The sequence below is a fragment of the Thermonema rossianum DSM 10300 genome (genome assembly GCF_000426825.1).
Taxonomy (GTDB): domain Bacteria; phylum Bacteroidota; class Bacteroidia; order Cytophagales; family Thermonemataceae; genus Thermonema; species Thermonema rossianum.
Genome location: NZ_AUGC01000021.1, coordinates 1 through 15,063, shown reverse-complemented (window position 1 = coordinate 15,063; position 15,063 = coordinate 1). Strand labels below are relative to the sequence as shown.

Sequence of the window (15,063 nt, the reverse complement as noted above, 5' to 3'; positions counted from 1 at the left end):
TTGCATGGTGCTGTTCCTTATGAAGTGGCGGCTTCTGCTTGCGCATTACGCACTGCCAACTGCTGTGCCAAAGTAGAGGCAATTTCGGCAAAAGCCTTGCCTACGGGGTGCTCTTCTTCAATGGCAATGGGTGTGCCGGCATCGCCCCCTTCGCGTAAGGCTTGCACCAAAGGCACCTCGCCCAGGAAAGGTATATCGAAGCGCTCTGCCAGCACTTTCCCTCCGTCTTTTCCAAATATATAATACTTGTTTTCAGGAAGCTCGGCAGGTGTAAAATAAGCCATGTTTTCAATCAAACCTAAAATAGGCACTTGTATTTGCGGCTGACGGAACATGGCTATTGCTTTGATGGCATCGGCAAGGGCTACCTTTTGGGGGGTGGTTACCACTACTGCCCCACTGAGTGGGATAGCCTGCACCAAAGTCAGATGAATATCACTGGTGCCGGGAGGCAAATCAACCAGCAGGTAGTCGAGCTCGTCCCAATACACATCGCCAAAGAACTGAATCAGGGCTTTGCTTGCCATGGGGCCCCGCCATACGATGGCGCTTTCTTCGGGTGCCAAAAATCCCATGGAAATCACCTTTACGCCATGCGCCTGCACAGGAATGATATATTGCTTACCGTCGATATCTTGCACGGGCGGGTGCTCGCCTTCCACGCCAAACATGGTGGGAATAGAAGGTCCGAAGATGTCGGCATCTACAATACCCACGCGCGCGCCGGCTTTAGCCAAGGCTACTGCCAAGTTGGCCGTAACGGTAGATTTCCCTACCCCGCCTTTGCCGGAAGCAATGGCAATCACGTTTTTCACGCCCTGAATCAAAGGGGCTTTGGCAGAGGGCGCCACCTCGGCAGTCATATGAATATCTATGCTGATGTCGTCGCCCAAGTCACGGCGCAGAGCCGCTTCACAATCACTTTTTATTTTTTCTTTCAAAGGACACGCCGGCGTTGTCAGCACCACGGTAAAGCGCACTTGCTTACCCTCTATCTCGATGTCCCGAATCATATTGAGCGACACCAAATCCCCCTTTAAGTCAGGCTCGGGCACCGTGCTCAATGCTTGCAACACTTTTTCTTTTGTAATCATGGCTTCGGTCGAATATTTAAGGTGTTTTGTGTATTTTATTTTAAGAGGGTGCAATTTACAACAAAAACAACGTATTAGTTGTTTTCGCCGTCTTTGTGCTGTTTGCCCTCGTATTTTTCATAGGCTTTGATAATAGACTTGACCAGTTTATGCCGCACCACGTCTTGGGTGGTCAGCTCTACAAAGCCGATGCCTTTCACGCCCCGCAGGGCTTGCATCGCTTCCACCAAGCCGGAGCGTTGTTTCGACGGCAGGTCTATTTGCGAATGGTCGCCGGTTACAATCACTTTTGAATTGGGTCCCATACGGGTCAAAAACATTTTCATCTGCATGGGGGTGGTGTTTTGCGCCTCGTCCAGCAACACAAAAGCATCGTGCAGGGTGCGCCCCCGCATATATGCCAGCGGGGCAATTTCGATGACCCGGTTTTCCTCGTAAAATTTAAACTTCTCGGCGGGTATCATGTCGTCCAAGGCGTCGTAAATAGGGCGCAAATAAGGGTCCACCTTGTCTTTGAGGTCGCCGGGCAGGAAACCCAAATGCTCACCGGCTTCTACTGCCGGACGGGTAATGATAATCTTTTTGACCAATTTGTTTTTCAAAGCACGCACTGCCAATGCCACCGATATGTAGGTTTTACCGGTACCGGCCGGTCCCAAGGCAAACACCAAGTCATTTTCAAAAGACGCTTTCACCAGTTGCATTTGATTCAGCGTGCGCGGCTTGATGGGGGCTCCCTGCACACCATACAACAAGATTTCGTCGCGGTACTCCTCAAGCTCTTGCAGGCTGCGCTCATGGGCGCTGTCTTCCTGCAGCAGAGTTTGCACCTTGTCAACAGTCAGATGCCCATAGCGGTGGTAGTGCTCCAGAAGAGCCTGTATGATAGCATTGATTTTGATGATTTCGGGCGGTCGCCCTTGAATGCGGATTTCATTGCCCCTTGAAATGATGCGGCTGGCAGGAAAAGCCGCTGCAATTTCTTTGATATTGGCGTTGCCTACGCCCAAAAAGTCAACCAAGGATACGTTTTCCAAAATAATTACTTTCTCTATCAAGCGCTCTCCTGTTTTAGGTTTTGGAAATAAAAATATGAGTACACAAGCAAATTTATTCTTTATTTTTGATTCCCGGGAAATGGTTTAATCAGAAAACACGAAAAAAAGCATGATTGTTCGTATTGTCCGCATGAGCTTCGACGAAGCGTATATCGACACTTTTTTACAACTCTTCGAAACCTACAAAGCACATATCCGCACCTTTGACGGCTGTTTACACCTGGAGTTGCTACAGCAAAAAGATACACCTTCTGTTTTTTTCACTTATAGCCACTGGCGCGACGAAGCGGCCCTGGAAGCCTATCGCCAATCGGAACTCTTTCGAAAGGTATGGGGCGAAACAAAGAAATACTTTAATGAACGCCCTCAGGCATGGAGCTTGGAACAGCGCCACTGTTTGCCATAGTGCCATGGAAGGGTTGTAAAAGCAGCAAAAAAATGTGTTTTTATCGCTCTGAAAACAAAACACTTGTCTTTTTTTGCAAAAAAATTTTTCAAAAAAGTTTTGCAGTTTTCAAAAGGCTGCCTAAATTTGCAACACCAATTCACGGAAAACCCAAGAACAAAACACAAACCCGGGTGGCGGAATTGGTAGACGCGCCAGACTCAAAATCTGGTGGTGGCAACACCGTGCGGGTTCGAGTCCCGCCTCGGGTACACAAAACCGGTGCAGAAAGCACCGGTTTTTTTGTTTTTTCCCCTTTAGGCCTTCTTCCCATTTCAAGCCTCCCCGCTTTTATCATTTCGAGCGCAAGCGAGAAATCTCTCTGCCTCTTGTGGCTTGGTGTGATTAGGTTTGAGATTTCTCACTCGCTTCGCTCGTTCGAAATGACAAGAAGCTGAAAATGCGGCTTGGTTAGATAAGAATAAAGCTTCTCACTTCACTTATGCTTCGTTTAAGGTGACAAACTACGCACTGCCGAGCCTTCCCTTTTACCATTTCGAGCACACCCTTTTGTCATTTCGAGCGCAAGCGAGAAATCTATTTTACGTTTTGTGGCGTAGTTTCTTGATGAGATTTCTCACCTCACTACGTTCGGTTCGAAATGACACTCTACGCTGCGCTCCGTTCAAGATGACAACGCCCGGCTTACCTCCCCTTGAGGCAAGCAATGCCGGGGCTTTTTTTATGAAAACAAACGGTCGGCAAGGGCATTGAATTCGTCGTCGTGCACGCTGCCGAACAAAAAACCACACACCACCTTCGGATAGAAGTAAGTGGATTTCTGCGGCAAAGTATAGCCGCTGTAGCACACCTCTTTGACGGTTTCTATGCTGATTTCGCGGTTGATGAGCGCCAGTTGTGCCTCCCCGCCGCGCACTTTATCGACGCACTCGCCCAAGCTGCGGGTATATTGTATGTTTTCGCTCTTCGCTTGTTCTTTGCCGGGAATGCCCAAGGCGTTTTCTATAACCAAAGCATGCAGAACAGTCAAGTCCAGGCGTTTGATGAGGGCAGGAAAATCCCAAGGCACCAGCTCTTCCACCTTGGCGGCGAGTTCGGGCTTCAGGCGGATTTTCAAATAGCGTCCGGGCAATATCACTCCAAAAGCCCAGGGTTTGCCCGTAATGACCTCCTGCAGGGTGTAAGGGTCAGCTACGGGTTTTATGGTGAAATAAGGTTCAAGCGCCACACAAAAACTTTGCAAGTCAAAGTTTTTTAAACCTGAAATAAGTCGATGCGTGGGCAGAATGCGGATATCATCGGCTTCGGTATTGGTGAAATACATCAGGTGGTAGTTGTAGGGCTCATGCCCGCTGTGGTGCGGGTTTTGGCGCATACGCTCTTTTCTGTATGCCAGAGAAGCCGAATAGCGGTGATGTCCATCGGCTAAAATAACCTGTTTGTCGCGCATGAGATCGATAAAACAACGGATGGCTTCGGCGTCATGAATGACCGCCAGCTTGTCCACTACACCTTGGTAGTCTTCGGTTTCATAAAGGGGCGCCTGCATGGCTTCATCCATGAGGGGCTCGAGGCGGTGCGACGGGTCGGTATAGAGCCCGTGGGTGGGTGCCACATTGAGGCGGGTGTGCCGCAGCATTTCCAAGCGGTCTTCTACCGACTGCGGTATGGTGTTTTCATGACGCAACACCACCCTTTCGTCCCAGTCATAAGCTTTGATATTGGCAATGAAGCCTTTGCGGCAGAAGGTCTTATCGATGCCGGGTAACGAAAAGTATTGATAATACACGTAGATGGCAGGCACCATGTCGTGTACCAAAATGCCCTCTTGTTTCCATGATTCCAGCCGGCGGGCTACGTTTTCATAAGGGGGCACATCGCGGGGCACCGACAAATGGATGCTATTGTAAGGGTTTTCGTACAGCATGCGGCGGTGCTCTTCGGTAATGACATCAAACAGCGGCGAGGTGTATTCTTCTATTTGCTTGCTAAAACGGGGGTGATAGCGCCATGCACGCAAGGGTTTTATTTCTGCCATAAACAACAAGACTTCTGATTTCAAAAATTAAGGCAGGCAATTTAAAAAATACTATACATATGCTTGCAACACTTCATGCATAGCACGGGCTTTGAGCAGGCACTCTGCCCACTCTTGTGCCGGCGAGGCATCGTAAGTAATGGCACTTCCTACCTGAAACGACAAGCGCTGCAGGCGGGCATTGTAAAAGATGGTACGAATCAATACGTTCCAGTCGAAATCGCCTTGGGGGGTAATGTAGCCCAAAGCGCCGGAATACCAGCCTCTTTTTTGTGTTTCGTACTGCTCTATAAGCTCCATTGCCCTGATTTTGGGGGCGCCGGTCATGCTGCCCATGGGAAAGGTGGCAGTTAGGCAATCGAGGAAAGAAGCTTCGGGGGGGAGTTCCACGCCTATGGTCGATACCATCTGATGCAGGCGCCGGAAGGTATAAATGCCGAAGAGCTCTTCTACCTCTACCGTGCCCAGTATGCCTACCCGTGCCAGGTCGTTGCGCACCAGGTCCACAATCATCATATTTTCGGCACGTTCTTTTTCGCTCTGCAAGAGGCGGCAGCGCACTTGTTCGTCTTCCTGCGGTGTGTTTCCTCTTGGTGCGGTTCCTTTAATGGGCTGCGAAATCAAACGGCTGCCTTGGCGCTTCATGTAACGCTCGGGCGAGGCAGAAAGCACATAGTAATCGCCCAAGCGGGCAAAAGCCGCAAAGGGCATGGGCGAACGTTGATTCAGTGTTTCAAACAGTTTGAAAGGTGCATGCAAGCGGGCATCCTCTGCACGAAACTCAATGCAATAGTTCATTTCATAAATCTCGCCATTGCGTATTTCTTCGCGAATGGCTTCTACTGTCCGTTCATAATCTTGGCGGCTCACCGTGCTGTATATCCTGCCCACTTTGGCGGGGGGCATGTCGCCGGCAGGCAAAGAATGCTGCCGGGCACTTTGGCTCCAAAATGCTTCCGGGTCGCCACTTAAACAATACACTTTGTCGCCCCGCCGCTCGAAAACCCATTGCGGGCGGAAAAGACAGAGGTCCGGCAATGACAAGAAGTCTTCGTTGTGGCTATGCAGGCGCTCGAAGGCATTTTTTACATCATAGGCAACAACACCAAACCACCATGCCCCGGCCAAGCGGCTTTTCAAGTCATGCAGTTGCCCGGCAGAAACACGCTCTATCAATATGGTTTCTACCGCGCCCACTGCCAACAGTGCCCGGAAACGACCATGAGGATAAGCCGGTGTTTCTGTTTCATTGGGGAAAGTGCAGAGGCTATATCCAAAACCATGGGCTGCCTGAAGCAAGTCCTGCCAAGCGTAATTGCAAAGCAATGGTTCTATTGAGGCGTCTCTTATATTGCTCATTGCTCCAGAGTTACAAACGGATACGATTCCCCATAGTGAACCACCCCAAGCGGACCAATCCAGTAGAAACGCAAGAAATAGAGCGCTCCGGGCTGCAGCCCATCAAAAACCACCTGATTGACTATGGGCGTAGCGTTTGCACAGGCGGTCAGGACATTACTACCCATTTGAAATTCTTGCCTGTCAAGGGCGTTTTGCAGGGTCACTTCACGCCGGCTGCCCAACAGTACTCCGTAGCGCACCCCTACCAAATCAGTGACATAATTGGTACAGGAATCGCCAAAGAAAAGCACCATATCAAAGCTTAGCGAGGTGGCTGTCAAATTGACATTATTCACAAAGCCAAAAGAAAGCACATAGGCTTCGGGCTCGCCCAATAAAAGCTCGCCCGAAGATTTCACTGCATAGGCACGGGCAATCATGGCTTTTTCTTCGGCATCGATGAGCGCAGCCACAGGAAAGTTTTTACTAAATAGCGCAGGCTCAACAAAGCTTCCTTGTGCCAAGCGCAGAACTGTATCGGGCGTAACGGCTGCCGGGTCGTTGTCGATACTCAGCAGGAAACCATACTCTACGATGGTATCGCCGGGGCTGACATCTACCAAAGCGCCCCGCAAACTGATATCCCGCGGGTTGGCACGCAATACCCGCAAAGTAGCCACCTTGGTAACCCGGTCAAAAGATACTTCACAGGCAAACAAACAAACAAGTAAGAGCGCAAAAATGCACAGTGTAACAGCTTTTTTTATCATAAGCGGTTTTGCAGAATTATTTTCCGAAGGCATACAAAGATACACCGTAAGGCAAAATAACACCGAAGCAAGTGCTTTTTTTAGTACTTTTGTCGCCAACGAGCAAAACACAAAAGCATGGATTCACAAACACTCTCGTCCCGCATTGCGGAGGAATTGTTGCGTATAGGTGCCGTTAAGATACGTCCGCATGAGCCCTTCCGGTGGAGTTCCGGTTGGCTGTCGCCCATTTATTGCGACAACCGCCTGACCCTCTCCTACCCTTCTTTGCGCAGCGAAATAAAAGAAGGGCTGGTCAAGCTTATTCGCGAACACTTTGCTCAAGCAGAAGGCATTGCCGGCGTGGCTACTGCCGGCATTCCGCAAGGTGCCTTGGTAGCCGACGCGCTGAATTTGCCTTTTTGTTATGTGCGCTCCAAACCCAAGGAGCATGGCATGGGCAACCAAATTGAGGGACGTTTTGATGAAGGGCAAGCCATCGTGGTAGTTGAAGACCTCATTTCAACGGGGGGCAGCAGTCTGCAAGCAGTAGAAGCCTTGCGTGCTGCCGGCGCGCAGGTGTTGGGGGTTGTGGCCGTGGTAACCTACGGCTTTGAACATGCCCGTGAAGCCTTCGAGCAGGCCAAGGTACCCTACTATACACTGACCGATTACCGGCATATCATTGAGGCATACGGGCGCCATCAAGGCATGGATGAGGCTACCCGTGAGCTGCTGAACCGTTGGCGCCTGACACCGGACCGTTGGCAACCATAGAAGGCTGCCTGGCTGCCTGTTCTAACAGGTGCAATAACTTTTGCCGCCCCCGTGCATGCCATGCACGGGTTTCTTCTATCCGCGCTTGATGTCTGGGCAAATAATCCAGAAGGCGCCCCAAGTCAAAGCTATTTGCCCAAATACCGGCGCCGGCACGCAAGGCATCGTGGGCATTGCATTGCTGCTCATATTGCCCGCGGATAGGCACCATCAGCACAGGCTTGCCCAGCACCATGGCTTCGCATACCGACTCAAAGCCGGCCGTGGTAGCCAAGGCACGGCATGAAGCCATCATTTTCAAGAAAAGAGTGCCGTCGAGTTGGTGCAGCGTAAGGTTGGGTTGGGGCGTGTAAGTTTTGGGCTCCCCCTTCCGGTCCCAGAAGCAGTGCACTTTTATATGAGGGTGTGCCCGCTGCCATTCGATGATTTCTTTTCCATAACCGGCATTGTTCACATAAGCCAAAATAAAGTCGCCGTCGCTTACCTGCAGCTCATAAAGCTCGGAGCGAAGCAAAGGAGCCACCACCTTTATCTTCCGGGTATCGGCATAGGCGTCGTCGAAAGAAAGGGCCAGCTGAAGCGAGGCCCCACGGGCAGTCATGCGCGTATTGAGGGTAAGCCCCAGGCGGTCGAGTCCCCAGTGCGGATGGCGAAAGTCCGGGTGCTCGAGCAAGTATTGATGCCCTATGCAAACCATAGGAACGCCCAAAGAACGGCGTCCATGCGCTATGCCGGCCAACAAATCATAAAAATTCACAATCAGGTCGGGACGGTAGTGCTTCACCCATTGCCGTATTTGACGGGCGCTGTGCAAAAAGCGGCCTGCTTGCCACAGGTTATGCGAAAAAGTAGCCCCCCAGGCAATGCCTTTGTTTTCTTTGTCTTTTACGAAGTTGGGGCTGTCGAACTGATGCAGAGGTTCCGACAAGGCTTCGGTAAAAAAGGCAGGCAGGGTGCGCCCTTCTACCCTGCCCACTAAGACTGCCACCACTGAGTGACCGGCTTTCAGTAGCAGGCTGCGCAGGGCTAAGGCTTGTGTCATATGCCCCCTGCCTTCGCCTTGCACAACAAATAAGAAACGCGCCATGGTGGTTAAAACTTGGAGTTGGCAGTCATTTTATCCAGCCAGGTGGCCACATAAAAAGACTCTATTTCGTCCAAGTCGTCGAGCTCATCCACACTTTCCTGCATTACCTCTTTTGCCATGCTTTTCTCATCGGCAAAGCGGTAAATTTGCCAATGCCCTTGCTCGTCTTCGGTAAGTGCAGTAAGCGACTCCACCCAATCGCCGGAGTTCATGTAGAGTATGCCGTCTATGGTGCGAATGGCTGCCTGGTGAATATGCCCGCAAATCACGCCGTCGCATCCCCTGCTTTTTGCCAAAGCAGCCAGCTGCTCTTCAAAGTCAGATATGTAGTTGACCGCGGTTTTTACCTTGCTTTTTATTTTTTGAGAAAGGGAATAATAGGGCAATCCCTGCTTGGCGCGGTAGTGGTTGTATTTTTTGTTGAGCCATAGTAAAAAAGAGTAGCCTATATCGCCCAACTTGGCAAGCCAGCGCAGGTTGGAGGTGATGGTGTCGAACACGTCGCCATGGGTGACATAGAAGCGGCGCCCGTGGCTTTCATACACATATTCGCGCAAAATAGACAGGTTTCCAATATGCAGGGGCAGGATTTGATCCAAGAAGTCATCGTGGTTGCCACGCAGGTAAATGACCTTGGTTTTATGCTTTTCAATCATGCGCAGCACAGCCTTGAAAAAGCGCGTGTGCCGCTTATGCCAGCGTCCGTAGCGTTTCAACTGCCAGCCATCGATGATGTCGCCGTTTAAAATCAGTGTTTCACAGCTACACTGTTTCAGAAAGCGCACCAAAGCTTTTGACTTAGAGCCCGAAGCCCCCAGGTGCACGTCTGAAATCACGATGGTTTTAAAGTGTTGCTTGGCAGGCTTTCCCATAACGAAGTACTCATTTGTTCAAAAGCAAAAGTAAAGTTGTCGTATCATCCCATCATGAGAAAGCCTTTAGCATTTTGTTAAAAATAAAGGCGTGATTGTTAAGAAATAAAAAAGACAGCTCCGGAGAGCTGCCTTTTTGTTTGTTCAAACGGCTTCGTATTATTCCAATGTGTACATCTTCAAAACACTGCGGTTTTTCTGTTCAGACTCTTCTGTAGGGGGCAGCAGGGCCAATAAGTCGCCGGTGTGCAGCAGTGACACCGGCTTATCTATTTCCGAAGGCAAGTCCACATCCATGAGTAGCTGCTTGTCAGACAGACGGTAATATGCCAAACGGTAAGTCAAAGGCGGCAAGTCTGTTTTGGGGAAGCCCGGATGCTCTTGTATAAATTGTTGCAGCCTGTCCTTAGTGTACGCTTTACGGTAAATAAGCGCCAATGTGTCCTTCCCTAACAGCTGCACATGCACGAAGCGGCTTGTCAGGTAAGTGTCAGCATCATCATTTATAACAAATTCAGGATTCCCTGTCTTATAAGTCTGCACAAAGAAGGCATCGAGCGGTAGTTGTTCTACTGCCACCTTTTGTTTGCTTTGCAAATCAAATATCACCAATAAAGGCTCGCCTACCGGCACAACATACAGATAGCGGTCGTTTCCGTCGAACAAATGCAAGCCGGCATTCCGGTAGTAGAGCTTTCCGCCTTTAAGCAAACTGCCCTCTTCAGGAAACGTTCCCAACCAATGGGTCTGCGCTGTGGACAGGTCATAAGCCCATATGTAAGGGGTGCTTTGCTGATACAGCTGCGAGTCACTCCACTTGCCCTGTGGCGGGTCGATGGCTATTATTTGCTGCCCTACGGTACGCGGCAACAGAAGCGGCGCGAAAGTTTGCCGCTTGCGCTCTATGGGTATGGAAGTTACAAAATCGCCTTTCCGGTAGTCATAGAGCAAGAGTTCTGAAATATTAGACACTGCCACTAAGGTGTCATTAAAGAAACCAATGTTTTGAAAAAGGAATTGATAGGCACCGGGTCCGTTGCCTTGCTTTTTAAAAGCATAGGTTTTCCGTTTCTCCAAATCAAACACGACGATGCTTTGAGCCCGGGGGTTTCTAAACAAAAGAAAACGCCCTGCCCGTTGATCTTCGGGCAACAAGTTAGATTCCTCAATCACATAAGTAGCAGCTGAACGCCATTTTAGCGTTTGTGCATGCTCCTGTTCCTTGCCTGCCGGTGCACTGCAAGAAAGTAAAAAGAGGCATAAAAAGAGATGGCTTACCAAAGGAAAAGTAAAATGCTTCAGCATGACTTTATAATTTTTAACGGTAGAGCTTGCTCCTGTGAGCATAAAAAAGCTGCGAGTAAGGCTTTTAAAATTTTTCATATGTGTTGTGGTTTTGGTTTGCATTGCTATTGTAGCAAAAAAAAAATCCAAATTTTTCTCCTACTTTTTTGTCCATCCCTGCAGCAGTCATCAAACAAAACCTGAAAAGGCAGCTCCGGAGCTGCCTTTTCAGGTTTTTTGGTGCTTTTTATTTTTCTTTATTATTCCATAACGGGAATGTTTTCAGGTTGCTGCGAGCGAATTTCCGTATTATACCCTTTCAACAGGTATTCGGCACGGCGGTTCAGTTGATGCGATTTCTTGTCGCACGCCTCACAATCGGCAACCGGCTTACGCTCCCCTGCCGGAACGGTGAGAATACGTTCTGCGGGCACACCCGCCTTTACCAAGAACTGTTTTGCTGCCTGGGCACGCTTTTCCGATAACCAATCGTTGTACTTGTCTGAAGCGCGCTTGTCTGTGTGGGTTTCTATTTGCAGTTGAAACTCCGGATATTTTTTCATCAAAGCGGCCAGTTCTTCGAGGCGCCGGGCTGCTTCGGGCGTGATATCCCAACGGTTATAGGGATAGTAGGTGTTGTATATGATCACCTTGGGACGTAGCGCCACCGTCCGGTCATAAGCTTGCATGCCGGGCTCCTTCGCTATTTCAATGGTTTGCTCATAGCTTTCATAATTGGGTGCCCCAGCTTTCAGCATATACGTGCCCGGATACAAACGCAAGGTATCGCCTGCATGCAAGGGGGTTTCTTTGGCGGTATTTTGCTCAATATAAGACAGTTGAGCCTGCGCAATGGGCTCGCCACTCCATGCGTCTATGACCTGCGGATGCATGACCACCAACACGGGTTTGTCGGTCAGTGAATGTTGCCCGTCTTTAACACGGAAGAAGTAAATATCGTCTCTTCCGGCGCCATAGGGGCGATTGCGCGAGCTGAAATAACCGGTCTTCTGCGAAGGGCGGTAAATGAAACCAAAGTCATCCTGGCTGGTATTGATAGGATATCCTAAGTTTACCGGCTCTTTAAAGCCACCGTTTCCGTCAGGTTCGCACACAAAGATATCCAGTCCGCCCAAACCGCCGTGCCCCGTAGAGGCGAAGTACAGGCGTCCTTCATCGTCAACAAAGGGGAAAGACTCACGCCCGGGGGTATTGATCACAGCCCCTAAGTTTTCAGGCTTTGACCAGCTGTTGCCTTCTTTCCGGCAGCGGTAAATGTCGGAAGCCCCATGCCCCCCCGGCATATCTGATGAGAAATACAGGGTATTTCCATCCGGCGATAGAGCGGGGTGTGCCACAGAATACTCATCGCTGTTATAAGCAAACTCGCGCAAGTTGCTAAAGTTTCCGTTGGCGTCCACATCGGCAATAAATATTTTCAGTTTGTTGATGCCATCATGGCTTTGCTTATACTTGCCATCGAAGTAGTTGTTACGGGTAAAATACACCGTTTTTTCATCGCGGGTAAAGACCAACGGACCTTCATGGAAAGGAGAGTTTAGTTCGGCATGTAAAGGACGCACTTTGCCATTTTCAAAGAAATACAAGTCAAGAAAGGCCGTTCCATCCCATTTGAACTGCTTGCCGGAGCCGGTCACCTGCATAACACGATTAGAACAAAACACAATGCCTTGCTTAAAGAATGCCGGTGAAAACTCGTCATACTCGGTATTAAAGTCCGCTGCTTTCAGCTCGTATTTAGAGGAATCTGCAAAGAAATAAGGCAAATGCTCATAAGCTTCTATGTAGCGTTGAGCGGAAGGGTCCTCAGAAGCTTCATAGTAGCGTCTGTACCACTCTTTGGCTGCCTCATATTGCTCTAAGGCAGAGAGTGCTTCGGCATAAGCCAGCATATCTTCGGGCTCTCCCTCATACTTTTCGAAAAGACGGGCATACCACGCTGCTGCTTCCTGTGGCATATGCTGTTGTTTATAGCAATAGGCTATGCGACGGATCACCTCTTCGGATTGATTGCCGCTTTCATAAATCTGCAAGTAATCCTCAAGAGCTTCTTTATAATGAAAACTCTCGAACTTTTTTGCTGCTTTTTTCTCTTTTCTGCTTTGGGCAAAAAGGGTCTGTCCGAATAGTAGCAAAAATAACAGCCCTATGACACTCATATATTTCTTCATGGTCATGGTCAGTGTGATTTAGGTTTTTTTAAAAGAAGCGAGGCGAAATAATCTTGTCTTTCTTGGTAGAGAACTGATAACGTAGCATCAATTCATGCGAACCGGTATTGTAGCGTCCCAGGTTAGAAAGTGTGTAGTCATAGGCATAGCCCAGCAACCACTGGTTGTTCAATTGAAATTGGAACAAACCATCAACCGAGTCGCCCGAACGATAAGATACCCCTACCCCAACTCTTTCATGAAACCATACATTGGCATTCAAATCAAACTGCAGAGGAGCACCTTCTACCGACTTTGCCAATATCCAAGGCTTGAGCTTGATTACCGGGCTCAGGTCGAAGACATATCCTGTGGTGAAGAAGTAGTGACGGTACTGCCGGGCTTCATCTGCTCCACCCGCATTCAAAGATTGGTTTTCGGTAAGGGAGTTGTTGAGCAGATGAGGCACAGAAAAGCCGGCAAAGAACTTGTCGGTATGGTACCACAAGCCGGCACCCACGTTGGGAAGTGCCCGGGTAACGTTGCTTGCCAAAGCGGGGTCATAATAATTGGTGCTTTGTGCATCCTGGTAATTGGCTACAAAATAGCTCATTCCGGCCTGTAAGCCCATAGACAAACGGGCTTTCTCGGAAAATTTGATTCTATAGGCATAAGAAGCATACAAGCCGGTGGTTTGCATAACCCCTATTTGATCATGCACAATATTGACTCCTCCACCCAAGCGCTCATTCCACAAAGGGAAATCAGCGGATAAGGTAGCGGTGGTGGGAGCGCCCTCTATGCCTACCCACTGCTTACGGAACAGGCCCGTAAAGCTAACCACATCGTGGCTACCGGCATAAGCCGGATTGATAGCCAACATGTTGAACATATATTGTGTAAACATGGCGTCTTGCTGAGCCCGGAGGCTGCCCCACCCTGCCAGAAGCAGGGCGGAGAGCATAATGGTTTTCATATTGATGCTCTTCAGTTTCATGACATTATCGTTTTAAGGTAATATAACCGGCTTTACGTACTCCTAATTCAGGAACTTCAATGGTGTAGAAGTAAGTACCGTCAGGCAGATTCTCGCCAATGCGAATGCCTTTGTTGGAGCGCCCATCCCAATCATTCTGATAGGCTTCATTTTCATATACCACATTGCCCCAACGGTTGAAGATGCGCAAGGTTGCACGCTTGCCTTGTATTCCCTCAATGAAGAAAGTATCGTTAATACCGTCGCCATTGGGGGTAATAGCAGGAGGCACTACTACGGTTGTGTTGTCACCCACTTCTACACAGAGCGTTGCATTCGAGCAATTTCCATTATCATCGCACACCTCATAGGTAAAGCAGTCGGTACCCGTGTAACCTGCAGGCGGCGTGTAGGTATAAGTACCATCGGGATTGATGGTGATTGTACCACCCTGTGTTGTCGTGAACGTACCCGAAGTGTAGGTCAAAGGATCACCTTCCGGGTCACTGTCGTTGTCTGCTACCGTACCGCTTGCCGGTGTATTCACAACAGTTGTGGCCGTATCATCTTCTGCAACGGGCGGCTGATTAGGTGTCACCTCTATGCAAATCGTAGCATTAGCACACGCACCGTTGTTATCGCACACCTCATAGGTAAAGCAATCGGTACCCGTGTAACCTGCAGGCGGCGTGTAGGTATAAGTACCATCGGGATTGATGGTGATCGTACCACCCTGCGCTGTCGTGAACGTACCCGAAGTGTAGGTCAAAGGATCACCTTCCGGATCGCTGTCATTCGTGCTTAAATCGCCACTCACGGGTGTGTCTTCTAAAACCGTAGCATTGTCATCGCCGGCAACGGGCGCATCGTTTACAGGGTTCACCGTGATGGTCAAAGTCGCTGTGTCACATTCCCCGTTATTGTCGCATACGGTATAAGTATAGCTGTCCGGACCGTTGTAATCCGCCCCAGGCGTGTAGGTGTAAGTGCCATCAGCATTGATGGTGATCGTACCACCCTGCGCTGTCGTGAACGTGCCCGAAGTGTAGGTCAAAGGATCGCCTTCCGGATCGCTGTCGTTCGGACTCAAATCCCCACTGCCCGGCGTGTCCTCATTCACTGTCAACACATCATCTACGGCAACGGGCGCATCGTTTACAGGGTTCACCGTGATGTTCAAGGTCGCAGTTGCACAAGCACCGTCATCGTC

The 15,063-nt window shown here is 49.6% G+C and carries 13 protein-coding genes and 1 tRNA gene; 3 read left to right on the top strand and 11 right to left on the bottom strand.

The features are described 5' to 3' along the window. Positions 1-17: 17 nt before the first annotated feature. Positions 18-1,094, bottom strand: a complete 1,077-nt coding sequence (locus K384_RS11515) for an Mrp/NBP35 family ATP-binding protein (RefSeq protein ID WP_038032558.1) — start codon at positions 1,092-1,094, stop codon at positions 18-20. Positions 1,095-1,168: 74 nt separating this feature from the next. Further along, positions 1,169-2,152: a PhoH family protein gene (locus K384_RS11510; protein WP_038032556.1), complete on the bottom strand. Its 984-nt coding sequence runs from the start codon at positions 2,150-2,152 to the stop codon at positions 1,169-1,171. A gap of 109 nt (positions 2,153-2,261) precedes the next feature. Between K384_RS11510 and K384_RS11505 the strand changes: the two genes are divergently transcribed. Further along, entirely contained in the window at positions 2,262-2,558 is a 297-nt protein-coding gene (locus K384_RS11505) for a putative quinol monooxygenase (protein ID WP_038032554.1), read from the top strand. Positions 2,559-2,725: 167 nt separating this feature from the next. Then, positions 2,726-2,809 (top strand) — tRNA-Leu (locus tag K384_RS11500). A 470-nt stretch (positions 2,810-3,279) separates the two neighbouring features. Here K384_RS11500 and K384_RS11495 read toward each other — a convergent pair. Genes K384_RS11495 through K384_RS11485 form a run of 3 tightly spaced genes read right to left on the bottom strand, consistent with a single transcriptional unit; the run spans position 3,280 to position 6,707 of the window. After that, on the bottom strand, positions 3,280-4,596 hold the full coding sequence (locus K384_RS11495) for a DUF1015 domain-containing protein (protein ID WP_038032553.1): 1,317 nt from the start codon (positions 4,594-4,596) through the stop codon (positions 3,280-3,282). 51 nt (positions 4,597-4,647) lie between these two features. Next, entirely contained in the window at positions 4,648-5,955 is a 1,308-nt protein-coding gene (locus K384_RS11490) for an anthranilate synthase component I family protein (RefSeq protein WP_038032551.1), read from the bottom strand. Beyond that, the gene (locus K384_RS11485) at positions 5,952-6,707 is read right to left on the bottom strand and encodes a hypothetical protein (RefSeq protein WP_038032550.1); all 756 of its coding nucleotides are present in this window, start codon (positions 6,705-6,707) and stop codon (positions 5,952-5,954) included. The genes K384_RS11490 and K384_RS11485 overlap by 4 nt, the downstream gene beginning before the upstream one ends. A 117-nt stretch (positions 6,708-6,824) precedes the next feature. On the opposite strand from K384_RS11485, the gene pyrE reads away from it, so the two are divergent. After that, positions 6,825-7,463 carry an orotate phosphoribosyltransferase gene (pyrE, locus tag K384_RS11480; RefSeq protein WP_038032548.1) on the top strand — a complete coding sequence of 213 codons (639 nt, stop codon included), beginning with the start codon at positions 6,825-6,827 and terminating at the stop codon, positions 7,461-7,463. On the opposite strand, the gene K384_RS11475 is transcribed toward pyrE, so the two are convergent. The 6 genes from K384_RS11475 to K384_RS11450 all read right to left on the bottom strand — a co-directional run bounded on the left by K384_RS11475 (position 7,408) and on the right by K384_RS11450 (position 15,033). Further along, entirely contained in the window at positions 7,408-8,550 is a 1,143-nt protein-coding gene (locus K384_RS11475; RefSeq protein ID WP_051633362.1) for a glycosyltransferase family protein, read from the bottom strand. The genes pyrE and K384_RS11475 overlap by 56 nt on opposite strands. A gap of 5 nt (positions 8,551-8,555) precedes the next feature. After that, positions 8,556-9,422: a UDP-2,3-diacylglucosamine diphosphatase gene (locus K384_RS11470; protein WP_038032545.1), complete on the bottom strand. Its 867-nt coding sequence runs from the start codon at positions 9,420-9,422 to the stop codon at positions 8,556-8,558. A gap of 159 nt (positions 9,423-9,581) precedes the next feature. Next, on the bottom strand, positions 9,582-10,727 hold the full coding sequence (locus K384_RS11465; RefSeq protein WP_157630152.1) for a hypothetical protein: 1,146 nt from the start codon (positions 10,725-10,727) through the stop codon (positions 9,582-9,584). Between the two features lie 239 nt (positions 10,728-10,966). After that, positions 10,967-12,904: an OmpA family protein gene (locus tag K384_RS11460; RefSeq protein ID WP_038032541.1), complete on the bottom strand. Its 1,938-nt coding sequence runs from the start codon at positions 12,902-12,904 to the stop codon at positions 10,967-10,969. Between the two features lie 22 nt (positions 12,905-12,926). Further along, positions 12,927-13,874 carry a PorP/SprF family type IX secretion system membrane protein gene (locus tag K384_RS11455; RefSeq protein ID WP_051633361.1) on the bottom strand — a complete coding sequence of 316 codons (948 nt, stop codon included), beginning with the start codon at positions 13,872-13,874 and terminating at the stop codon, positions 12,927-12,929. 4 nt (positions 13,875-13,878) lie between these two features. After that, positions 13,879-15,033, bottom strand: coding sequence for an Ig-like domain-containing protein (locus K384_RS11450; RefSeq protein WP_262509247.1), 1,155 nt, complete (start codon positions 15,031-15,033; stop codon positions 13,879-13,881). Positions 15,034-15,063: the final 30 nt, after the last annotated feature.